Origin of the sequence: Mycobacterium sp. NPDC049093 (assembly GCF_040704635.1) — a bacterium.
GTDB lineage: Bacteria > Actinomycetota > Actinomycetes > Mycobacteriales > Mycobacteriaceae > Mycobacterium.
Map to the genome: position 1 here is coordinate 580999 of NZ_JBEZJS010000001.1, position 22344 is coordinate 603342.

A 22344-nucleotide genomic window follows, 5' to 3' on the forward strand; every position below is an offset into this window, starting at 1 on the left:
GTCCATGGTCGCATCTCATATGTTCAGAACCATTGACCGAACCTGCGGATGTAGATGGTCTTGACGGTCTGCGCGACGACGCAGTAGGACACCAGCGTCGCGGCGAGCCATCCGAAGTACGCCCACGGCAGCGGCTGCAATCCGACGGCCGCCCCCAGCGGCGAGAACGGGATGAGGATCCCGAGGACGCAGACCGTCCCGGTCGCCAGCAGCACCGGCAACGCTGCCGTGCTCTGGATGAACGGGATCTTCTGGGTTCGCAGCATGTGGACGACCAGCGTCTGCGACAGCAGGCTTTCGATGAACCAACCCGACTGGAACAGCGATTGCATCGCGGGTGAGTTGGCGGCGAAGACGTACCACATCACCGCGAACGTGGTGATGTCGAAGATCGAGGACGTCGGCCCCATCCAGATCATGAACCGGCCGATGTTCCTGGCGTCCCACTTGCGCGGCTTGAGCAGGAACTCCTTGTCCATGCGGTCCCACGGCAGTGCCAGCTGGGAGATGTCGTACAGCAGGTTCTGGATCAACAGGTGGATCGCCAGCATGGGCAGGAACGGGATGAAGGCGCTCGCCACCAGTACCGAGAACACGTTGCCGAAGTTCGAACTGGCGGTCATGTTCAGGTATTTGATGATGTTGCCGAAGGTCTCGCGGCCCTTGACCACGCCCTCTTCGAGCACCATCAGGCTCTTCTCGAGCAGGATGATGTCCGCCGATTCCTTGGCGATATCGGTGCCGGTGTCCACCGAGATGCCCACATCCGCATCGCGCAGGGCCGGTGCGTCGTTGATGCCGTCGCCAAGGAAACCGACCGTGTGCCCGTTGGCCTGCAGGGCTCGCAGCACCCGGGACTTCTGCAGCGGCGTCAGCTTCGCGAAAACGGTTGTCGCATCGACGATCCGTCGGAGCGCGTCGTCGTCGAGGGCGTCGATCTGGGGTCCGAGAATCGGCCGGCCGGGATCGAGTCCCACCTCTCGACAGATCTTGGCGCTGACGACTTCGTTGTCGCCGGTGAGGACCTTCACGGTCACGCCGTGTTCGGCCAGGGCCGTGATGGCCGGGGCGGCCGCGTCCTTCGGCGGATCGAGGAAGGTGAGAAAACCGTGGACGACGAGGTCCTTCTCGTCTTCGATGCGGTATCGGTGGGTGCGCTCGATGCGCGGGATCTCCCGGGTGGCCACCAGCAGCACCCGGAACCCATCGCGGTTGTAGTCGCGCGCTGTTTCGGCCAGCGCCTCGCGGTCGGCCTCTTCGAGCGGGCGACTGGCCGTGCCGTCCCACACCTGGGTGGACACCGTCAGCATCTCCTCGACGGCACCTTTGCAGACCAGCAGGTGATTGCGTTCGACGTCCTGGACGACGACGGACAGTCGGCGTCGTTCGAAGTCGAACGGAAGCTCGTCGACCTTGCGGTATGCCGAGGCGGCGAGTAGCGCTTCGGGTGTCCCGTCGGCGAAGTGCAGCACGGCGCGGTCCATCAGATTCTTGACGCCGCTCTGGTGAAAGCTGTTGAGCCAGGCCAGGGCCAGCACGTTGTCGTCGCGATCGCCCCGGATGTCCGCGTGATGCTCGAGGATGATCCGGTCCTGGGTGAGCGTGCCGGTTTTGTCGGTGCACAGCACGTCCATGGCGCCGAAGTTCTGGATGGCGTTGAGCCGCTTGACCACGACCTTGCGGCGTGACAACGCGACCGCGCCCTTGGCCAGATTGGACGACACGATCATCGGCAGCATCTCCGGGGTCAGCCCGACCGCGACGGCCAGCGCGAACAGGAACGCCTCGGGCCAGTCGCCCTTGGTGAAACCGTTGATGAACAACACGATCGGCACCATCACCGACATGAACCGGATCAGCAGCCAGCTGACGCTGTTGACGCCGCGGTCGAAGGCTGTCTCGGCGCGAGAGCCCACGACCGCCTTGGCCAGCGAACCGAAATAGGTGTGTACGCTGGTTGATACGACGACCGCGGTGGCCGTGCCGCTGACCACATTGGTGCCCATGAAGCAGATACTGGACAGGTCGAGTGGGTCGGCCTCGTCGTCGGCGCCGCAGGTGTCGTACTTCTCGACCGGCAGGGCCTCGCCCGTCAGCGCTGCCTGGCTGACGAACAGATCGCGAGAATCGATCAGGCGGAGGTCGGCCGGAATCATGTCGCCGGCTGACAGTTGGACGATGTCACCGGTGACGATCTGCGCCATCGGGATTTCGGTGAGTTCGGGTGTGGCATCTGGGCTGGCCCGGCGCCGGACTGTCGCGGTGGTCCGCACCATCGCCTTGAGTGTCTCCGCTGCCTTGCCCGAGCGGTACTCCTGCCAGAACCGCAGCAGCGCGCTGAGCGCGACCATGGTCACGATGATCAGCACGCCGGTGTAGTCCGGCGCCTGCCCGTCGCGCATCGGAAGGTAGATGTCGGTCACCGAGCTGATCGCGGCCAGCACCATGAGCACCGCGATGAACGGATTCTTGAAGGCCTCCAGAAACTGGAGTATCGCGGGAGGTGCCTTGTCGTGGGCGACCTCGTTGGGGCCCTCGCCGGCAAGGCGTTCGGCGGCATCCTCGGACGTCAAGCCGTCGAGGTGGCCTCTGACGTTCGCCAGCGTGACCTCCACATCGTTGTGCGCTTCAGCGGCTGCGCGCAGGGACAGTCGGCGGTCGTCGAGGTTGGCGGGTGTCAGGGCGGTCTGCTCGAAGGCGGTGTTCATCGGCTGCTCCGGTCGGTGGTGCGCGCGCACCACAAGTCACACCGAATCGCATGGAGGAGGATCGATTCGGTGGACTTGAGGTGGCGCGCGGAATGAAAGGTGTTCGGATCGAATTGATTTGGGCTACCCGCTCACCGAGCGGTGTGCGAGCCACCGCCCAGGGACGCGGTCAGGACCGCCACCGGGGTGCTGTTCATCCTCAGGTTGTGCCGCTCCTGCGGGGTCAGCGACGCACGCGTGTGGATCCACGCGAGGGGGCCCTTGACCGCGCTGTGGGCATGACGGAGAAAGGTGTTGCGCTGCATCGGATCATCTCCAGTTCAATCGGAGCTCTCCGCGTCGATACGCATGCGGCAGCCGGCCACCGCGGGTCTCTCGGGTGGCGGCCCTAGCCGGTCATCGACAACGGAAAGGTGTTTATGGACAGACGTTTTCGAATCGGACTGGGATACGGACTGTCACTCGACGTCATGTCGTCGTCACCTCCTCGCTGTCGGGCGCGCGGCGCGCCGCTGGTCTTGACGCAATCGTCAGATGCAAACACGCTGAAGAGGAAGTTTGGGCACACGGCCGAACGCGCCAACTGACGCGAGCACTTCCTCATCAGAGCTTTGGCACTACACGACGTGTCCCACCAGGGGTGGGAAGCCACTTCGGGTCATCCCTTAAGCCGGGAAGACCTGTCCTAATCCTGGGCGTCTCTCGAAGTCGTCGGATCAGTGGCCTGTGTTCGTGTAGGAGCCTCACCTAACGAAGCGCGGTTTTCATTAGAGACCTTACACGAGCCGATTGTCAACACGGTTCGCCGTCGGATTTGCGCTCCCAAATAGGTTGTGTCAGTTGGGCAGTGACACAACGCGTCGTTTTGGTGACGGCCGTCACGGGAAGTCTCCGAGCGGTTCCACAGCATTCACCCAAGAATCGGCAGGGCAACGGCCTTTGCGGTTGCCTGTGCGCACCCGCCGGATGTGTTGTGATGTGCCTATGCCTGAGCAAAGTCTCGAGCCTGACGCCGGCGAGGACGAGCAAAAGCCACCGGCCATCACTGCGCGCGGAATCATGATGCACGGACCGTGGGGCCCGGTGTACGGACCCATCGACCTCGACATCGATGAAGGCGGGGTCACGGTGCTGGTGGCCCCGTCGGGCACCGGGCGCACCGCACTGCTGATGACGCTGGCCGGGCGGATGAGAACAGCACGCGGGAAGCTGACCGTGTTCGGGCGTACCCGGGCACCCGACATCTTCCGCTGCGCGGCGCTGGCCGGGATCGACGAGCTCGACACCGTGTCGGAGTCGGTGACGGTGCGCGACCTCGTGACGGAGCAGCGTCGGTGGGACGCGCCCTGGTACACGCTGGTGGGCCGGGCCGACGAAGACGCGCTGACCGCCATGTGCGCGCCGGTGTTCGGTGAGCTGCCGCTGCCGTCGCTGACGTCGTACTTCGACGGCCTCACCGAGCTCGACCAGATCCTGCTGCGCATCGCGCTGGCCAACACCGCGACCCCGCCGCTGCTGGTGGTCGGCAACCTCGACCACCTCACCGACGACCGCAACCGCGACATCCTGCTGGGGCGGCTGTTCGCGCTGGGGGAGAAGCAGACCGTGATCACCGCGACGGTCAACGGAGTGCCCGGCCATCTGGTCTCGGCCGTGCGAGCGCAGGTGTCAGTACCCAACACGACGCTGGCCGAGCTGGCCGGTTCGCAGAAAGGTGGCGAGTAACTGTGCTAGCCGGAATGTCGTTGGGCACTGACCTCAAACGATTCTCGCGCGGCACGATGCCGCGGATCGCGCTCGTGACGGTCATCCTGCTGCCGCTGTTGTACGGCGCGATGTACCTGTGGGCGTTCTGGAATCCGTTCGGGGAGGTGAACAAGGTTCCGGTGGCGCTGGTGAACGAAGACCAGGGCGCCGTCGCTGAGGGGCAGCAGATCAAGGCCGGGGACGAGGTCTCCGATGCCCTGATCGATTCGGGTCAGCTTCAGCTGCACCGGGTTTCGGCACAGGAGGCTGCCGACGGTGTGGCCGACGGCAGGTACTACTTCTCGATCACGCTGCCGCAGGATTTCAGCACCAGCATCACTTCTCCGTCGGGTGGGTCGCCTCACCAGGCCAATGTGCGCTTCACGTTCAACGACGCGAACAACTACCTGGGCTCGATCATCGGCCAGAATGCCGCCCGTGAGGTGATCAACCAGATCAACGCGAAGATCGGCGAACGCACCCTCGGCACCGTGCTGACCGGACTGACGGATGCCGGAACAGGACTGATGAAGGCGGCCGACGGCGCGCAGCAGCTGGCCACCGGCAGCGCGGCGGCCAATGACGGCGCGCACCGGTTGTCCACCGGCGCCAACGCCTTGACAGCGGGCCTGGTCACCGCGCGCGACGGGTCAGCGCAGCTGGCCGCGGGCACCAGACAGCTGTCGACGGCGGTCGACACCGCGACCGATCCGCTGCTCACGGTGCTGGACCGGGTCAGCGGGCTCGGCCTGGACCCCAACGAGGTCGGCATGGCTGCGCAGCGGCTGTCGGGGGCGGTGCGCTCGACCACCGATCGGATCGCGGCGCTCAACATCGATCAGGCGCAGGCTGCGGCCATCGTCGATCAGGCGGTCGGCTTCTTGCGTAACAGCCCCGACCCCGCAGTGCGCGACACCGGGGAGTTCCTGGCCGGTGCGCAACGGCTGCTGCAGGCGCGAGGGCTCGACCCCACCACCGACGAGGGTCTGATCCGGTTGCGGGACAACGCCACCCAGTTGGAGAACGAGCTGGGCGACCCGAACAGCAAACTGCGAGTGTTCCTCACCAAGGCAGTCACCGGAGGTTTGCGCTCCGACGTCGTCAAATTGCGCGACGGTGCGCACCAACTCGACAGCGGCGCGCAGCGGCTCAACGGCGGTCTGGTGCAGCTGACCAACGGCGGGCGCCAACTGTCCAGTGGGGCGGGCGAACTGGCCGCCGGTACGGAGAAGCTGCAGGCCGGCAATCAGCAATTGGCGACCGCGCTCAAGGAAGGGTCGACCCAGGTGCCGTCGTGGACCCCGCAGCAGCGGACCGACGTCGCGCGGACCCTTGCCGCACCGGTGGCGCTGGACATCCAGACGCACAACCCGGCCGCCACGTTCGGCACCGGTTTCGCACCGTTCTTCCTGCCGCTGGCCCTGTTCATCGGCGCGCTCATCATCTGGATGTTGTTGAAGCCGTTGCAGTCCCGTCCGGTGGTCAACGGGCTGGGGGCGCTGCGTGTGGTGCTGGCCTCCTACTGGCCTGCCCTGCTGATCGTGTTCTGCCAGGTCGTCGTGATGTATGTGGTGGTGCATTTCGGGGTGGGCCTGCAGGCCAAGTACCCGCTGTCCACCGTGGCGTTCCTGCTGTTGGTGGCGGGCACGTTCCTGGCGCTGATCCAGGCGTTCAACGCCTTGTTCGGGGTGTCCGTGGGTCGGGTGGTGACGCTGGCCTTCCTGATGCTGCAACTGGTCTCGGCCGGCGGTATCTATCCGGTGGAGACCACCGCGAAACCGTTCCAGATACTGCACCCGGTCGACCCGATGACCTACGCCGTCAACGGACTGCGCCAGTTGATCGTGGGCGGGATCGATTCCCGGCTGTGGATCGCGATCGCGGTGCTGCTCGGTGTGCTGGTGGCGTCGCTGGCCGCCAGTTCGTGGGCCGCGCGAAGAGACCGGCAATACACCATGGACCGATTGCACCCGCCCATCGAAGTGTGAGCCTGGTGATTTCGGTGCGTTTGGTAACGCTGACCGTTACCAAACGCACCCAAATCACCCGAGCCCGATGCGCCGGTAACGGTCCAGCCGGGTCTGCAACCGCTGCTCACCGGGCACCGCACGCAACTGGGAAAGCTCGCTGCCGATCGCGGTCGACAGCCGCTGGGTGAACGCCCGTGGCTCGTCCGCGGCGTCGGGATGTTCGGGCACGATCACATCGACGATGCCGGCCCGCAGCAGATCAGTCGACCGAACCCCTTGCGCGGCAGCCAGTTCCGGGGCATGAGCGGTATCGCGGAAGACGATCGCGCTGGCCCCCTCGGGCGGCAGGGGCGCCAGCCAGCCGTTGGCCGCGGCCAGCACCCGGTCGGCGGGCACCATCGCCAGGGCGGGCCCGCCGCTGCCCTGGCCCATCAGTACCGACACCGTCGGGGTGTCCAGCGTGACCAATTCGGCCAGGCAGCGGGCGATCTCACCGGCCAGCCCGCCCTGCTCGGCTTCGATCGATAAGGCCGGGCCCGGGGTGTCGATCACCAGGACCAGCGGCAGCTGCAGTCCGGCAGCCAACGCCATGCCACGGCGGGCCTCACGCAGCGCGCCGGGCCCGACCAGCCCACCCTCACTGCGGCGCTGGCCGAGCACCACAGCGGGCTGCCCGCCGAAGCGGGCCAGGGCCAGCAGCATCGTCGCGGCCTCGCCGCGTTCGGTCCCGGAGAGCAGCACCCGGTCCGTGGCTCCGTGCCGCAACAGGTACCCCACTCCGGGGCGGTCGGGCCGCCGGGAGGCGAGCACCGATTCCCAGGCGGGTACGTCGGGCAGTGGTTCAGGGGCCGGTGCGGGAGGAAGGGGTGCTGGAGCATCCAAGACCACCCGCAGCGTGCGGTCCAGGGTGTCGCGCAGCAGGGCGAGCGGCACCACCCCGTCGATCACGCCGTGGGCGTGCAGGTTCTCGGCGGTCTGCACGCCGGAGGGAAACGGTTCGCCGTACAGGTGCTCATACACCCTGGGCCCGAGGAAGCCGATCAGCGCGCCGGGCTCGGCGGCGGTGACGTGCCCGAGTGAACCCCAGGAGGCGAACACCCCGCCGGTGGTGGGATGCCGCAGGTAGACGAGGTAGGGCAGGTGGGCCTGCTTGTGCAGTTCGACGGCCGCGGCGATCTTGACCATCTGCAGAAAGGCAACGGTGCCTTCCTGCATCCGCGTCCCGCCGGAGCTCGGGGAGGCCAGGATCGGCAGCCGCTCGGCTGTGGCTCTCGTCACCGCGGCGGTGATCCGCTCGGCGGCCGCCACCCCGATCGATCCGGCCAGGAAATCGAACTCGCAGGCCACCACGGCCACGCGGCGGCCGAAGATGGTGCCTTCGCCGGTCAGGACGGATTCGTCGAGCCCGGTCTTCGCCGACGCCTCGGCCAGTTCGCGCTGGTAGTCCTCGGAACGGGCCACCTCAAGGGGCGCCGTATCCCAGCTCTGGAACGAGCCCTCGTCGAGCACTGCATCACGAAGCGCGCGGGCGCCGATCCGACTCACGGCGTCAGCCTATATAGGCTGACCACATGATTGGTGTGACCAGAGACGGCAGTGTCCTGACCCTGGAACTGCAACGCGAGGAGCGGCGCAACGCGCTGAACTGCGAGCTTGTCGACAGTCTGCGGGAAGCGGTCGAGCATGCCGCTGAGCAGGACATCCGGGCCATCGTGCTGACGGGCGCGGGGCCGGTGTTCAGCTCGGGCGCGGACCTGACCGATGCCGCGGGCATGGCCGAGAAGCTGCCCGACAAGGCGCTGGCGCTGAACCTGGCGATCGACAAGGCACCGGTGCCGGTCATCGGCGCGATCAACGGCCCGGCGATCGGTGCGGGCGTCATCTTGTCGATGATCTGCGATCTGCGGGTCGTCGCCCCCGAGGCCTACTTCCAGTTCCCGGTCGCGAAGTACGGCCTGGCCTTGGACAACTGGAGCATCCGCCGGCTGACCTCGCTGGTGGGTTACGGCAGGGCACGCGGCATGCTGCTCGGCGCCGAGAGGCTCACCGCGGAGACCGCGCTGCAGACCGGTATGGCCAACCGCATCGGCACGCTGGCCGACGCCCAGAAGTGGGCCGCCGAGCTCGCCGGGTTCGCCCCGCTGGCGCTGCAGCACGCCAAGCGGGTGCTCAACGACGACGGCGCCTACGAGGAGTCGTGGCCCGCCCACAAGGAGCTGTTCGACAAGGCGTGGGGCAGCCAGGACGTCATCGAAGCCCAGGTGGCCCGGATCGAGAAGCGGCCGCCGAACTTCAACGGGGCCTGACATGCTGGGCGCTGCGCTGCGGTTGGGTGCCAGGTCGGCTTCACTGCTGGCCGGCGGGTGGTTGGTGCGTGCGCTGAACGGAACCTACGCCTCCGTGGGGGCCTTGCCCCGCGACATCCGCCCGGTGGCGCAGCGGTCCCTGCAGTACGCCGACGGTGTGTTCGTCAACATCGAGCCGGCCTCACCCGGTGTCACCATGAGCCGGGAAGAGTGGCGCATGCTGATCAGCGAGATGCTCAGCTCGCGTTCGTCCAGCCGGCCGCCGGGGCCGATCCCGCTCGCCGAAACGTCCGACGGGGAAGCCGCCGCCTGTGCGGTGTCCTGGTACGGGCACTCCACCGCTCTGGTCGAGATCGACGGGTACCGGGTGCTGACCGATCCGGTGTGGAGCCGTCGCTGTTCGCCATCGCGCGTGGTGGGCCCGCAGCGGCTACATGAGCCGCCGCTGCCGCTGGAGGCCCTGCCTGCCGTGGACGCCGTGGTGATCAGCCACGATCACTACGACCATCTCGATATCGAGACGATCCTGGGGTTGGTCCGGACCCAGCGGGCGCCGTTCGTGGTGCCGCTGGGCATCGGGGCGCATCTGCGCAAGTGGCGGATACCCGAAGAGCGGATCATCGAGCTGGACTGGAACGAGAGCCACCGGATCGGCGAGCTGACCCTGGTGTGCACGCCGGCCCGGCACTTCTCCGGGCGGCTGTTCCAGCGCAACACCACGCTGTGGGCGTCGTGGGCCTTCGTCGGGCCGCAACACCGGGCGTTCTTCGGCGGGGACACCGGCTACACCAAGAGCTTCGCCGAGATCGGTTCGGAATACGGACCTTTCGATCTGACCCTGCTTCCGGTCGGGGCGTATCACCCGAGTTGGCCCGATATCCACATGAATCCCGAGGAGGCGGTGCGTGCCCATCTGGACGTCACCGATTCCGGGTTGTTGGTGCCGGTCCACTGGGCGACGTTCCGGCTGGCGCCGCACCCGTGGGCCGAGCCGGTGCGCCGATTGCTGACCGCGGCCGACCCGGCCGGAGTGCAGATCGCGGTGCCGCGTCCGGGGCAGCGGGTGGACGCCGCGTCCGCGGCACTCGACCCATGGTGGGAGTTCTGACCGGTTTCCGATGGCAAACTGACGTCTTGAGCTCCACGACACCGACGGGACGAGGACTTTTCGCGGATGACGACGATCAATGTCATTGGTCTCACCGATGCCGAGGTGGCCCAGCGGGTAGCCGAGGGTAAGAGCAACGACGTCCCGACGCGTGCGGCGCGCAGCATCTCCGAGATCATCCGCGGCAACGTGTTCACTCGGATCAACGCGATCCTGGGTGTGCTGTTTCTGATCGTGCTGTCCACCGGTTCGTTGATCAACGGGGCGTTCGGCCTGCTGATCATCGCCAACAGCGCCATCGGCATCATCCAGGAGATCCGGGCCAAGCAGACCCTGGACAAGCTGGCCATCGTCGGACAGGCCAAGCCCACGGTGCGGAGGGAATCCGGTAGCCGCGCGGTGCTGCCCGCCGAGGTCGTGCTCGACGACATCATCGAACTCGGCCCGGGTGATCAGATCGTGGTGGACGGCGAGATCATCGAGGATTCCAACCTTGAGGTCGACGAGTCGCTGTTGACCGGCGAGGCCGATCCGATCGTCAAAGCCGTGGGTGACGCGGTGATGTCGGGCAGTTTCGTGGTCGCGGGCTCGGGCGCCTACCGGGCCACCAAGGTGGGGCACGAGGCGTACGCGGCCAAGCTCGCCGAGGAAGCCTCGAAGTTCACTCTGGTGAAATCCGAACTGCGCAACGGCATCAACAAGATCCTGCAGTTCATCACCTACCTGCTGGTGCCTGCCGGCCTGCTGACCATCTACACGCAGCTGTTCACCACCGACCCGCGGGTCCTGGAGTCGCTCAAGCGGACCTACCACGACATCGTCGCCAACGAGGGTGGTTGGCGAGAGTCGCTGGCAATCATCATGAGTCAGGTCTTCACCACCGATGCGGTGTGGCATGAACCGGTGCTGCGCATGGTGGGAGCGTTGGTTCCGATGGTGCCCGAAGGCCTGGTGCTGATGACGTCGATCGCGTTCGCGGTCGGGGTGGTGCGACTGGGTCGACGCCAGTGCCTGGTCAACGAGCTTCCTGCGATCGAGGGTCTGGCCCGCGTCGATGTGGTGTGCGCGGACAAGACCGGCACGTTGACCGAAAACGGTATGCGGGTCAGCGATCTGAAGCACTGTCACGGGGATCGCGAAAATACTGTCACCGAGGCGTTGGCGCAGTTGGCTGCCGACGACGCCCGGCCCAATCCGAGCATGCTGGCCATCGCCGAGGCTTTCGCGACGCCGCCGGGTTGGAAGGCCACTGCGACGGCCCCGTTCAAGTCCGCCACCAAATGGAGCGGTGCGTCCTACGGCGAGCATGGCAACTGGGTGATCGGTGCCCCGGATGTGCTGTTGGACTCCAACTCACCGGTGGCCGAGGAAGCCGAGCAGATCGGAGCCCAGGGGCTGCGGGTGCTGCTGGTCGGGTCGTCTGACCTGGCGGTCGACGCGCCGCAGGCCCCCGGCACGGTCACCCCGGTCGCATTGGTGGTGCTGGAGCAGCGGATCCGTCCCGATGCCGGTGACACCATCGAATACTTCGCCTCCCAGCATGTTTCGGTCAAGGTGATCTCCGGCGACAACGCGGTGTCGGTCGGTGCGGTGGCGGGCAAGCTCGGACTGCACGGCGAGACGATGGATGCCCGCCAGTTGCCGCACGACCCCGAGCAGTTGGCCGAAACCCTGGAGGAATACACGACGTTCGGCCGGGTGCGTCCGGATCAGAAACGCGCCATGGTGCACGCCCTGCAGTCACGCGGACACACGGTGGCAATGACTGGTGACGGCGTCAATGACGTGCTGGCCCTCAAAGATGCCGACATCGGCGTCGCGATGGGCTCGGGCAGTTCGGCGTCGCGGGCGGTGGCGCAGATCGTGTTGCTGGACAATAAGTTCGCCACGCTGCCCTATGTGGTCGGTGAGGGCCGGCGGGTGATCGGCAACATCGAACGCGTCTCGAATCTGTTCCTCACCAAGACCGTGTACTCGGTGTTGCTGGCGATCCTGGTTGCGCTGGCCGGATTGTCGTCCAAGTTGTTCGGCACCGACCCGCTGTTGTTCCCGTTCCAGCCGATCCACGTGACCATCGCGGCCTGGTTCACCATCGGTATCCCGGCGTTCGTTCTGTCGCTGGCGCCGAACACCGAGCGGGCCCACACCGGTTTCGTGCGTCGGGTGATGACGGCTGCACTGCCCTCGGGCCTGGTGGTCGGCACCGTCACCTTCATCTCCTACCTGGTGGCCTATCAGGGTCGGGATGCCAGCCTGACGGAGCAGACGCAGGCCTCGACGGCGGCGCTGATCACGTTGTTGGTGTCCTCACTGTGGGTGCTGTCGGTGGTGGCCCGCCCCTATGAGTGGTGGCGCGTGGCCCTGGTGACCTTTTCCGGGTTGGCGTATGTGCTGATCTTTTGTTTGCCGTTGGCTCAACGGCTGTTCATGCTGGATCCGTCGAACCTCAAGGTCACCGCGGTTGCGCTGGGCATCGGCCTGGTCGGGGCGTCGCTGGTCGAGGTGCTCTGGTGGGTTCAGGGGAGGGTGCTGGGGGAGAAGCGCCGGTTGTGGAGATAGACTGGCGCGGCGGACCCCGGTGGAATCTGCGCCAGCGTTTCCGCTGGTCACGAGAAGATAGGGTGGGCTGATGGGATTCCTGGACAAGGCCAAGAGCCTGTTGTCGCAGAACGCTGACAAGGTCGAGCAGGCCATCGACAAGGCCGGCGACATCGTCGACGAGAAGACGCAGGGCAAGTACAGCCAGCACGTCGACAAGGCGCAAGAAGCGGCGAAGAACGCCCTCAACAAGGAAGAACCGCAGCAGTAACTTATGGCCAAATTGTCTGTCTCCGTCGATGTTCCGTTGCCGCCGGAGAAGGCGTGGGAGTACGCCTCAGATCTGTCCCGTTACGACGAGTGGCTCAGCATCCACCGGGCCTGGCGCTCGAAGCTGCCCGAAACCCTGGAAAAGGGCACGGTCATCGACTCGATCGTCGAAGTCAAGGGCATGTTGAACCGCGTGAAGTGGACGCTGGTGAACTACAAGCCGCCGCAGTCCCTGACCCTCAACGGCGAGGGCCGCGGCGGGGTGAAGGTCAAGCTGATCGGAAAGATCACGCCGGCCGCCGTTGACGGCGACGACGGTGCGAAAGTTTCCTTTGACGTGCACCTCGGTGGGCCCGCCCTGTTCGGGCCGATCGGCATGGTGGTCGCCGCCGCGCTGAAGGGCGATATCCAGCAGTCGCTCAACAAGTTCAAGGCGCTGTACGCGTCGTAGTTTCTCGCGAACAGCCCCCGCGTGCGGGGGCTGTTCGGCATCAGGGGCGAAATCGCCGGCTGACCAGCTTGCTGAACTCGACCGTCGAACGCCGGACGGATTCGAACTCGAGAGACACCAGCAGCGTGTCGACCATCGCGAAGGGCAGCGTGGTCACCACCGCGCCGCGGCCATATTCGAGGTGCCAGGATCCGGGGTGGATGGTCAGGCCGCGGGCATGCCCACGTTCCAGGCAGGTGCGCTCGCCGGGGAGCAGCGTCGGCATCGGCTCGGTGTCGTCGGAATCGAGGTCGTAGGAGTCGATCTGCCCGGCGAGCAGGAACTTGTGGATGTCGACGTGCTTGTATCGGCCTGAAAAGCCCTGTGTCCCAGTGGGGGAACCGAAAAGCACCAGATACTCGCGGGGGCTGAAGTACAGGAACCTGACCTTTCCGAGGATTCCTCCGGCCTTGCTACCCACCCACCGGCCCGGACCCCCGTGGATCAGGTCGGGATACGCGTCGGCGAGTCGTTCGATTGCGTGTGCGAGGAGCGTGCCATCTGCCAATGGCAGGCCGACGACCTGCTTGGCCACGCTGTGCAGCACGTCCGGGTCGATCTTGTACGTCATCGGTCGAACTCCAGCGGAAGACTGGTCGGGCCGCTCAGACCGAGTAGTGGCTTCCAGGGAACCGATCCGGCCACCCGCGGGTTCGGAAGCCGTCGAGACAGGATCGTGAGTGCCTCGGACAGCTCGAGCCGCGCCAGGTTGGCGCCCAGGCAGTAATGCACGCCGCCACCGAAGGTCAGGATCGGCGGCGGGTCGTCGCGGGTGATATCGAAGCGGGTCGGGTCGTCGTAGACGGATTGATCACGGTTGGCCGCATAGGTGTTCACGAGGATGAAAGCCCCTGCGGGAAAACTGTAGTCGCCGATCTCGGCGTCGTCGGCGACGCTGCGCACGGTGCTGCACATCGATGGCGAATGCCGCATGGTTTCCTCGACGGCGCGCATGGCCAGCTCGGGCTGCTCCCGCAACAGCGCCCACTGGTCGGGGTGGTCGCAGAGCACCTGCATCGAGGCCGCCAGTTGGCTGCGGGTGGTGTCGGTTCCGGCGATCAGGATGGAGAACGCCAGCATCCTCAGTTCGGCGGCGTCCAGTCGGTCTCCGCCGTCTTCGATGCGGATCAGGTCGGACAGCAGATCGTCGGTCAGGTGCCGGCGCCGGTCGGCGATCATGTCGTCGATGTAATCGTCGAACTCGTCCCACGCCTTCAACACGACCGGCTCCTCCTGGGCGAGGTCGCAGTCGAAGCTGACGATCTTGAAGATGTCCTCGGCCCAGCGGGAGAACTGCTGCCAGTCCTCGCGCGGTGCGCCGAACAGGGCGCAGATGATCGGAATCGGATACGGCCGTGCGACGTCTGCCACGAACTCGCACCGGCCGGTGTCTTGAATACCGTCGAGCAGTTCGTTGACGACACTGTGGATCGCGTCGTGCATGCGCGCGGTGGCGCGCGGCGTGAAAGCCCGGGCCACCAGGCTGCGCAACCGGCGGTGTTCTTCACCCTCCATGTTCAGGATGCTGCGGGTCACCCTGTCCCACAACGGACCCGACGTGATGCCATGGGCGGACAGGTGAATGCCCTGGGGGATCCCGAACCGCGGATCGCGCAGTACGGCGCGCGCCATCTCGTAGGACAGCACTTCGGGCCCGATCGGGCCGAGCGCGATCGGCGCGACTTCCTGAGCCGCCCGGAACTGCGGATAGATCTGCTGCGGGGTGTCGGTGACGGAGTAGTCGAGGGTCGGCAGACCCGCTTCGAAAACACTCGGCTTACACATTGGTGGACAGGAATGTCAGGGGCAGCCCCAGGGCGGACACGTCGATCTCGTCGAGGTAGGAGCCTTCACCGGAGAACCCCTGACGGAACCGCGTTTCCGACCCGTACCGCTGTGTCACGTCCTCGGCCGCCGCGGCGTCCGGCACGCGGAGAACCACGGTGTAGACGCCGTCGCCGTGTTGGTCGAGGAAGTCGTTGACAGAGGCCGCGACTGACGCGGTCGAGCCGGGCAGTGGGCTGATCAGCTCGACGCCGCGGTCCCAGTCCAGGTGTACATGGACGCCGAGGTCGCTGAGTTCGGCGGCGTTGAAGGTGAATCCGAGGTCGGTGAACATCTGCACCATGTCGGCTGTCCGCTCCGCGGCGACCGCGAACACGACGTGGTGCAGTGCCGGCTGTGCGGTCATCGGCGGACGAGTCCGCGAGGCCGGATGAGCCCGAGGTCGAGGTGGTTGTGCCAGCCCGGCGGGGCATCGCAGACATCGGGGATCGCGTTGATGGCTCCCATGGCCGTCCAGTCGTAGCCGGGATGGGCCATGGTGCCGTCGGCCTGCCGGACACCTTTGAGGATCAGCTCGGTGGGCGGATCGCCCTCGATCACGATCTCGTACCGGGTCTCGCCCCAATCCCATGCCGGTTCGAGTTTGTCGGGGCCGGCGGTCACATAGATCGCGTGGAAGACGATCAGTGGCTGCCCGCCCACCCACGCGGTCCATTCGTGGCGCTGTGCGGCGACGGTGCCTTTCGGTATCGCGCCCTCGTCGTGGGGGATGTCCTCGGCGGCAGTCGCGACCTCGACCTCGGCGGCGGTCACCTCGTCGATGGTCACGCCGAGGCCGTCGGCGATCATGTGCATCGACTGGGCGAAGAACGGCAGGCCGAGACCCAGAATTGTTGGCTCGGTGAGGAATTTGTCCTTGTCCTTGCCGAACCCCATCCAGTCGATGTGGTCCGTCGGCGCGTCTTTCAGGACATCGACGACCTCGTACACATGGATGGTGTCGACCCTGCTCATCACCCGGGCCAGGGTGAGCGGCAGGATGTCCCCGGCATAACCGGGATGGATACCACCGCCGTGGAACGAGGTGCCGCCGTCGGCGCAGGCGGCCCGGATCTGCTCGGCGGGCTCGCGGAAATCCGGTGACGGATGGAAGAACCCGCTCGTGGTCACCACATTCTTGCCGGACCGTAGCAGCCGGCACACGGTGTCGACGTCCATGATGACCGGCGTGTAGAACACGCAGTCGGCGTCGAGCGCGACGATGGCGTCGACGTCGTCGGTGGCGGTCACACCGATCGGTGCGATACCCGCGATCACGCCGGCGTCCTTGCCCACCTTGTCTTGGCTGTGCACCAGGACACCGACGAGGTCGAACACCGGACTCTCGGCGAAGTGCCGCACGCCGGCCCGGCCGACGTCGCCCGTCATCCACTGGATGATCCGGTAGGTCTTGTCAGGCATGGAGTACACCTCGTGGCATCAGTAGGGGCAGGTCGTTATAGGTGGCGATGCCCGGGGGCGCGGCCACCACCGCGGGGATCGCGGTGATTGCGGGCATGGCGGTGATCGTCAGCCCGAGCATGATGAAGTCCTCGATGGTCTCGGCTACGAAGTCCGGAGGAGGTTCAAAGCTCAAGGTGCTCTTGATGGTCGGCCGGCCCTCCACGGTGACGGTGTAGCCGAACGCGGTCGACCAGGCCGGTTCCAGCGTCTGGCCTTTCGTCCAGACGCCGCGGATCTCGATCACGTCGCGCCCACCGGCCGTGCCCACCCACCGGACGTCGATGCCGGCGACGCAGCCGGCGGCGATGGTCCAGTCGCCGGGCAGAGCCAGGTCTTCGGTGGTCTGGGCGTAGGTGGCGTCGCACCGGATACCGTCGAGTTCGACGCCGAGAGCCCCCGCGACGAGCTGGACCGCTTCCCGGAAGATGCCCGATCCCTTCTCGGTGACCGCTTGCAGGTCGGGGTGGTCGATGGGATAGCCGAAGCCCATCGGGATCTCGGTGGCCGGCGAGTTGTAGATCGTGGTGTCGAACGACTCCAGGATGGAGATCCGGTCGACGCGATCGGAGATGCCTGCGGTGACGACGGCGAACAACTGGATGAAGCCCGGGTTGATGCCGCTGCCGAATATGGTTGAGCCGCCCCGTTTGCAGGCGTCGATGACGCGATCGCGGCCGTCGCCCAGGTTGTCTCCGTTGATGAACTCGGAGGTGGTGACGACGTTGATACCGGCGCCGAGGATGCGGACCAGTACGTCGACATCGGCGAACATGGGGTTGTAGACGACGCAGTCCGGCTGCAGGGCCAGGAGCGCGTCGACGTCGTCGGTGGCGGCCACGCCCAGTGGTTCGATGCCGCAGAGTTCGCCGACGTCCTTGCCCACCTTGTCGGGTGCCCAGGCGTAGCAGCCGACGAGCTCGAGATCGGTGTTCGCGACGATGGCGTGGACCGACTTGCGGCCGACGTTGCCCGTCGTCCACTGCACGACCCGATAGGTCATGTGTCCGACCGGCTGCCGGGCGTGAAAGTGACCGGGACCGAGCGGAATCCGCGGGTGACGGAGTTGCCATGAAATCGTGCGACTTCGTCTCCCGCGAGAGTGAAGTCGGGCATTCTGGACAGCACCCGCTCCAGGCCCACCTGGAATTCGAGTCGAGCCAGGTTGGACCCGAGGCAGCGGTGCACGCCGGCGCCGAAGCCGAGGTGCCGGTTCTCGCGGCGGTCGAGGATGCACCGGCCCGCGTCGGCGAACTCCTGTTCGTCGCGGTTGGCGGCGGCGTAGTTGACGATCACCGACTCGCCCGGCGAGAAGGTGCAGCCGTTCAGTTCCACCTGTTTGGCCACGGTGCGGGGAATGCCGTGGATCGACCCGGCGAACCGGATGAATTCCTCGACAGCACGGGTGAGGAGTTCGGGATCGCCGATCAGGCGGTCGCGCTCGGCCGGGTTGGTGGCGAGGTAGTGATAGGCGAAAGACATTGCACTGGCGGTGGTCTCGAGGCCGGCCTGGACCAAGAGCATGGCGTTGGACACGACGTCGCCGAACGATAGTTTCTCTCCGTCGATCTCCGCGGACAGCAGGACGTCGATCATGTCGTCACGGGGCGGCTGGTCCATTCGTGCGGTCACGGCGTCGTGCAGGTGCTGATACAGCCCGCCCCAGGCGCTCATCCGGTCCTGCTCGGTGGCGCCGTTGAGCGCCGTGTCGGTCAGTTCGACGCACAGCGGGACGTCTTCGATCGGCATGCCGAGCAGATACTTGAAGAACACGATTCCGGGCTGGCGCCAGGCGATCTGGGCCAGGTCACCGGATCCACCCTCGATGAGCTCGTCGATGAGCCGGTCGGTCTCGGTACCGATCTCGGGTCGCAGCGCCTTCATCCGCGCCGGGGAGAAGTACGGGTTCAGGACCTTGCGGAACTTCTGCTGCCGCGGCGGGTCGAGGGTGGTCACCAGATCCCCGGCGAGCTGCTCGGCGCCCTCGGGCGTCGGGTTGCTGGAGAAGTGCTCCCAGTCCTGCAGGATCTTGACGCACTCCGCGTAGCGCACCGCCACCCACGCACCCGCCGGCGTCGCGCTGAGAAATGGCTTGTCGGTGCGCGCGAACGGCGATTGCCGTCGCATCACCTCGTAGACGTCGTACAGGAAGTCGTTGTCGTTGAAATCCTGGTGGCGCAGATCCCAGTTCTGCGCGTGGCGTTCGAGTGACTCCGGCACGGGGGCTCCTACGGGCTCGGCTGTTGTTGCTGGGCTGACTCACGTGCTTCTCGTTCTTCGTGGATGCGCACCAGCTCACGGAATCCGATCCGGTGATATTTGGGTACCGGCTGGATGCCCCACTCGTCCTGCGCGGTGTCCTTGCCCTCGGCGCCCTCGGGTGGGCCGAATGCCGGGTACGGCACCTTGCATTCGAGGGTGTCGTCGGAATACCGAACCTTGAGTAGTTCACTGCAGATCTGGGTCAGGCTCAACGTGGGGTAGCCGTAGTACACCGCCATGAACGGCAGGGTGAAGGCACCCTCGACGACGAGGGCGACCAGGCACACGAGGACCGCGCGCTTGATCCACTTGTGCATGCGTGCGTAGTAGGGCGTGGTCCCGGGAGGGAGGTCCTCAGACTTCTGGTCTTCGGTGGTTTCAGGTGTGGTCGTCACAGTGTCTCTCCTAAGTGCTGCATGAATTACGTTCAGTCGGAGAAGATTTCGCGGTTCACCGTGTGCAGGTACGGGATCGCGAGGAACGGGGTGATGTAGAAGATGTCGTAGAGCCACCACCCGATGACCGGGAACACGACGCCGGCGTAACGAACGTCGGCATACATCGTCATGTTGAACACGTACAGACACCAGATGAGTACGCCCATCCAGCAGGTGATGATCATCCACTGGTGGCCCCAGCGCTTCATCTGCAGAAAGCCGATCGCTGCGGCACACCGCATCGCGAAGACGGTGAGGATCATGCCGAACACCATGGACTTCTCACCCGGCCCGGCGGCGCCGCCCATCCACAGTTCGTTGTAGTGCCAGAAGTATCCGGCGTCGAACATGGCGCCCCAGCCGACCATCAGCACCCGGTTGATCAGCGTGTGGTTGGCGACCAGGTCGAGGGCCCACCCGAGGCTGTTGAGCATGCCGTCGATCAGCACGAGATACCCGATGAGCGTGACGATCATCGGCCGGACCGAATATCCCGCGCGCAACGCCTGGCGCTGTAACCACACGCCGCGCATGAAGATGGGGAAGCCGATGAGCCCGGGTGCCCACATGCCCATCAGGGCCGCACCGACGATCATCCACTTGTCGGCCCGCCGCTGCGCCAGCCGGGACTGTTCGTGGTGCTCCTCAAGGTTGAGAGAGCCCTCTGCTGGGACCGATGCCGTGACTTTCACAGGTCCCACCAGCCTCGGGTGAACGACATGTACAGCTGGATTCCGAACATCGCCAGCAGGTATCCGTAGATGACGATCTGCAGGACGATGAGGGCTTTCTTGCGGTTACGTTCCTTCTGATCCACCATGGTGGCGATTCCTTCCTAGGCGCTTGAGGTGCCGGCGTCGGCTCCGGAGAGGCACGCGGACGCGACCTCCCGCAGCCCTTCGGTGATGGCGCCGTCGCTGGACAGCGGGGCGAGGACACAGGCCTCTGCGGCTTCGAGTTCCGTTGCACCGGCGGCAATCAGGTGTGCCGCCGTGACGAGAACCCGAGTGGAGGGCGGTTCGAAGTGGAACGCCTCGTCCGCAGTACGGATCGCGGTGGCGCACCGGACCAAGCGCTGTGCGGTGGCCAGACCGACGCCGGCCTCGGCGACGATCACCTCTGCCTCACGTTCGGGCGGCAGATACCGCATCGGCAGCGTGACGAAACGCTGCCGGAAGGATGGTTTGAGCTCTTTGAGTGAGCTGCGGTAGGCGGGGTTGTAGGAGCACACCAGCATGAAAGTTTCTGGCGCATGGACGACTTCACCCGCACGATCCAGGTAGAGCGTCCGCCTGTGGTCGGTGAGCGAGTGCAGGACGGCCAACGAATCGTGACGCGCCTCGACGACCTCGTCGAGGTAGCAGATCGCCCCGGCCTTGACAGCCCGCGTCAGGGGGCCGTCGGTCCAGACCACGTCGCCGCCGGTGACCATGAACCGTCCGACGAGGTCCGAACTGGTCAGATCGTCGTGGCAGCTGATGGTGACGACCGGACGGCTGAGCAGCAGTCCCATGTGCTCGACCAGGCGGGTCTTGCCGCATCCTGTCGGGCCGGTAAGCATCACCGGCAGGCGCTGGCGGCAGGCCTGCTCGAACAGCTGAACCTCGTTGGCGTTGGAGTAATACGTGTCGGTCATACGGATACCAGCTCCCGGTGGACGTGGGCGAGGACGCGGGGTAGTTCTTCGATGCGGCGGATGCGTTGGGACCGTTTGGGGCCGAACACTTCCGGCAGGGGGTCGACGCGCACGGGGCCGACGCCGATGTAGTACATGGAGACGCCGGCGTCGTTGGCTTCCTCCAGGGCGTGGGCGGCATCGGCCCAGGCGTAGCGGCCCTCGTAGCCCTCGTCCGAGATCAGGCCGTCACCGATGACGATGAGCAACCTGCGCTCCGAAGGCTGTGCGAGCAGGCGGCTGGTCATATGCCGCAGCGGCGCACCGAGTCTGGTGTAGCCCCCGGTCGACAGGCCCAGGCTGCCGGGCGGGACAAAACGACGGTCCGCGAAATCCTTGAGGCAGTTGACTTCCACGCGATGGCGGGTGTTCCCGGTGAACGTGAATATGCCGTGGCGTTCCCGGGCCGACGTCATCGCGCGGGACAGGGCGTCGGCGCAGGCGAGCTCCAGTTTGAAGATCCGGCCCCCGTGCACACCCAGCGACGAGCTGCCGTCGAGGAGCAGCGCGGATGTCACGTCACGGCTGGCGGGCAACAGTTCACGGAAGAGGCGCGGTTCGACCGCCTCACCGGTCGTCAGGTCGATGAAGTGGTTGACGTACTGGTCGACGTCGAGGTCGGAGCCGTCTTCCAGCCGGTTCTTCATGGCCCGGTGGGTGTTCTCCTCGAACCACTTCCGGACGTCGACGGCGACTGCACCGGGCTGCCGGTCGCAGCTGGAGCGGGTCTGCTCGAGAACCGCGACGTGGTCCGGCATGAAGCTCTTCGTCCACGCGTTCCATTCCGGGTAGGGGATTCCCGGCCGGTGGTCGGGGGTGATGTCGAGGTCGTTGTCCTGAGGCCGGCTGGGTGGGGGCAGGTTCGAGTTGCGTACTCCTCCGTCTCCGCCGGCGGGGACGGAGTGTGGTGCGGGTGAACGCTTCTGGTTGGTGGTCCACGGCAGTCGCCCGAAGGTACGGCGCAGCTTGTCGGACAGGCCCTGCGGCAGGGTGTATGCCCGCGGCAGGCTGCCGAGCAGTGGGTCGATGGAGAACTGCTGCGAGGTACGCGCAAGGGCAATGGCCCGGTTCAGCATCTCTTCGGCGTCCAAGTCCGCGCTGGCCGGTTCCAGGTGTGGCAGCGCTGCGCGCAGGTCGGCCGCCAGCCCGGGCCAGTTCTCGGCGACCCAGCCCAGCGCGACGCCGGCTTCGACGAGGGTGAGCGCGGCCAGTTCGCGGGTCGAGAGCTCGTTGAGGCGGTAGTCGAGGATGCGCTCTTTGGATGGTGAGCACTGCAGTGCCACACCGCATGTCAGCGTCCGCCGGGTCCAGTCACGACGGGGCGGATAGGGCACGTGCACGACGTCGAGCAGGGAACTCAGACCGAAGCCGCGATGTTGGCCGCTGACCAGGCGGGCCCCGGTACGGCGCTGGTCGCTCAACGCCACGGCGGTGACGGCGCAACTGCGCTCGGTCGCCATGGCGTGGGCTTCGCTGAGCTCGGGCATCTGCTGCGTCACGCTTCAGAAGGTCCCGATGTTGGAGAACATCCAGTACCAGAACCAGATGA

General features: G+C 66.1%; 21 protein-coding genes and 1 riboswitch. Of the genes, 7 read left to right on the forward strand and 14 right to left on the reverse strand.

The window, feature by feature from the left end; genetic code table 11:
• Positions 1 to 23 precede the first annotated feature (23 nt).
• Entirely contained in the window at positions 24 to 2708 is a 2685-nt protein-coding gene (gene mgtA, locus AB0876_RS02710; protein ID WP_526041131.1) for a magnesium-translocating P-type ATPase, read from the reverse strand.
• Positions 2709 to 2839: 131 nt separating this feature from the next.
• The gene (locus AB0876_RS02715; protein ID WP_491837464.1) at positions 2840 to 3013 is read right to left on the reverse strand and encodes a hypothetical protein; all 174 of its coding nucleotides are present in this window, start codon (positions 3011 to 3013) and stop codon (positions 2840 to 2842) included.
• A 284-nt stretch (positions 3014 to 3297) separates the two neighbouring features.
• Positions 3298 to 3470, reverse strand: a riboswitch (M-box (ykoK) riboswitch).
• Positions 3471 to 3692: 222 nt separating this feature from the next.
• Here AB0876_RS02715 and AB0876_RS02720 point away from each other — a divergent pair.
• Together AB0876_RS02720 and AB0876_RS02725 are read left to right on the forward strand one after the other, a co-directional pair.
• Complete coding sequence (locus AB0876_RS02720; protein WP_491837465.1) at positions 3693 to 4433, forward strand: P-loop NTPase family protein; 741 nt, start codon at positions 3693 to 3695, stop codon at positions 4431 to 4433.
• A gap of 14 nt (positions 4434 to 4447) precedes the next feature.
• Complete coding sequence (locus AB0876_RS02725) at positions 4448 to 6442, forward strand: YhgE/Pip family protein (RefSeq protein ID WP_526041132.1); 1995 nt, start codon at positions 4448 to 4450, stop codon at positions 6440 to 6442.
• A gap of 54 nt (positions 6443 to 6496) precedes the next feature.
• Here AB0876_RS02725 and AB0876_RS02730 read toward each other — a convergent pair whose 3' ends face one another.
• Positions 6497 to 7969 (reverse strand): carboxyl transferase domain-containing protein, encoded by a 1473-nt coding sequence (locus tag AB0876_RS02730; RefSeq protein WP_526041133.1) that lies wholly within the window; start codon positions 7967 to 7969, stop codon positions 6497 to 6499.
• Between the two features lie 26 nt (positions 7970 to 7995).
• Between AB0876_RS02730 and AB0876_RS02735 the strand changes: the two genes are divergently transcribed.
• The 5 genes from AB0876_RS02735 (at position 7996) to AB0876_RS02755 (ending at position 13097) form a co-directional block, all read left to right on the forward strand.
• A complete protein-coding gene (locus tag AB0876_RS02735; protein WP_526041134.1) occupies positions 7996 to 8730 on the forward strand; it encodes an enoyl-CoA hydratase in 735 nt (244 codons plus the stop codon).
• Between the two features lies 1 nt (position 8731).
• The gene (locus AB0876_RS02740; RefSeq protein WP_526041135.1) at positions 8732 to 9838 is read left to right on the forward strand and encodes an MBL fold metallo-hydrolase; all 1107 of its coding nucleotides are present in this window, start codon (positions 8732 to 8734) and stop codon (positions 9836 to 9838) included.
• Positions 9839 to 9904: 66 nt separating this feature from the next.
• A complete protein-coding gene (locus tag AB0876_RS02745) occupies positions 9905 to 12397 on the forward strand; it encodes a cation-translocating P-type ATPase (protein WP_526041136.1) in 2493 nt (830 codons plus the stop codon).
• Between the two features lie 70 nt (positions 12398 to 12467).
• Positions 12468 to 12647 (forward strand): Rv0909 family putative TA system antitoxin, encoded by a 180-nt coding sequence (locus AB0876_RS02750; protein ID WP_526041137.1) that lies wholly within the window; start codon positions 12468 to 12470, stop codon positions 12645 to 12647.
• A 3-nt stretch (positions 12648 to 12650) separates the two neighbouring features.
• Entirely contained in the window at positions 12651 to 13097 is a 447-nt protein-coding gene (locus tag AB0876_RS02755) for a type II toxin-antitoxin system Rv0910 family toxin (protein ID WP_526041138.1), read from the forward strand.
• Between the two features lie 40 nt (positions 13098 to 13137).
• On the opposite strand, the gene AB0876_RS02760 is transcribed toward AB0876_RS02755, so the two are convergent.
• Genes AB0876_RS02760 through AB0876_RS02810 form a run of 11 tightly spaced genes read right to left on the reverse strand, consistent with a single transcriptional unit; the run spans position 13138 to position 22282 of the window.
• Positions 13138 to 13707 (reverse strand): isomerase, encoded by a 570-nt coding sequence (locus AB0876_RS02760; protein ID WP_526041139.1) that lies wholly within the window; start codon positions 13705 to 13707, stop codon positions 13138 to 13140.
• Positions 13704 to 14921, reverse strand: a complete 1218-nt coding sequence (locus AB0876_RS02765) for a cytochrome P450 (protein ID WP_526041140.1) — start codon at positions 14919 to 14921, stop codon at positions 13704 to 13706. Before AB0876_RS02765 ends, AB0876_RS02760 begins: the two co-directional genes overlap by 4 nt.
• Positions 14914 to 15327 carry a hypothetical protein gene (locus tag AB0876_RS02770; protein WP_526041141.1) on the reverse strand — a complete coding sequence of 138 codons (414 nt, stop codon included), beginning with the start codon at positions 15325 to 15327 and terminating at the stop codon, positions 14914 to 14916. The genes AB0876_RS02765 and AB0876_RS02770 overlap by 8 nt, the downstream gene beginning before the upstream one ends.
• Positions 15324 to 16382: an NAD(P)H-dependent amine dehydrogenase family protein gene (locus tag AB0876_RS02775; protein WP_526041142.1), complete on the reverse strand. Its 1059-nt coding sequence runs from the start codon at positions 16380 to 16382 to the stop codon at positions 15324 to 15326. Before AB0876_RS02775 ends, AB0876_RS02770 begins: the two co-directional genes overlap by 4 nt.
• A complete protein-coding gene (locus tag AB0876_RS02780; protein ID WP_526041143.1) occupies positions 16375 to 17424 on the reverse strand; it encodes an NAD(P)H-dependent amine dehydrogenase family protein in 1050 nt (349 codons plus the stop codon). Before AB0876_RS02780 ends, AB0876_RS02775 begins: the two co-directional genes overlap by 8 nt.
• Positions 17421 to 18641, reverse strand: coding sequence for a cytochrome P450 (locus AB0876_RS02785; protein ID WP_526041144.1), 1221 nt, complete (start codon positions 18639 to 18641; stop codon positions 17421 to 17423). Before AB0876_RS02785 ends, AB0876_RS02780 begins: the two co-directional genes overlap by 4 nt.
• A gap of 8 nt (positions 18642 to 18649) precedes the next feature.
• Positions 18650 to 19078 carry a hypothetical protein gene (locus AB0876_RS02790; RefSeq protein ID WP_491837475.1) on the reverse strand — a complete coding sequence of 143 codons (429 nt, stop codon included), beginning with the start codon at positions 19076 to 19078 and terminating at the stop codon, positions 18650 to 18652.
• A 32-nt stretch (positions 19079 to 19110) separates the two neighbouring features.
• Positions 19111 to 19812, reverse strand: a complete 702-nt coding sequence (locus AB0876_RS02795; protein WP_064914346.1) for a hypothetical protein — start codon at positions 19810 to 19812, stop codon at positions 19111 to 19113.
• Positions 19809 to 19940, reverse strand: coding sequence for a hypothetical protein (locus AB0876_RS02800; protein ID WP_255740330.1), 132 nt, complete (start codon positions 19938 to 19940; stop codon positions 19809 to 19811). The genes AB0876_RS02795 and AB0876_RS02800 overlap by 4 nt, the downstream gene beginning before the upstream one ends.
• A gap of 15 nt (positions 19941 to 19955) precedes the next feature.
• Positions 19956 to 20756, reverse strand: a complete 801-nt coding sequence (locus AB0876_RS02805; RefSeq protein WP_526041145.1) for an AAA family ATPase — start codon at positions 20754 to 20756, stop codon at positions 19956 to 19958.
• The gene (locus AB0876_RS02810) at positions 20753 to 22282 is read right to left on the reverse strand and encodes a nitric oxide reductase activation protein NorD (RefSeq protein ID WP_526041464.1); all 1530 of its coding nucleotides are present in this window, start codon (positions 22280 to 22282) and stop codon (positions 20753 to 20755) included. The genes AB0876_RS02805 and AB0876_RS02810 overlap by 4 nt, the downstream gene beginning before the upstream one ends.
• Positions 22283 to 22344: the final 62 nt, after the last annotated feature.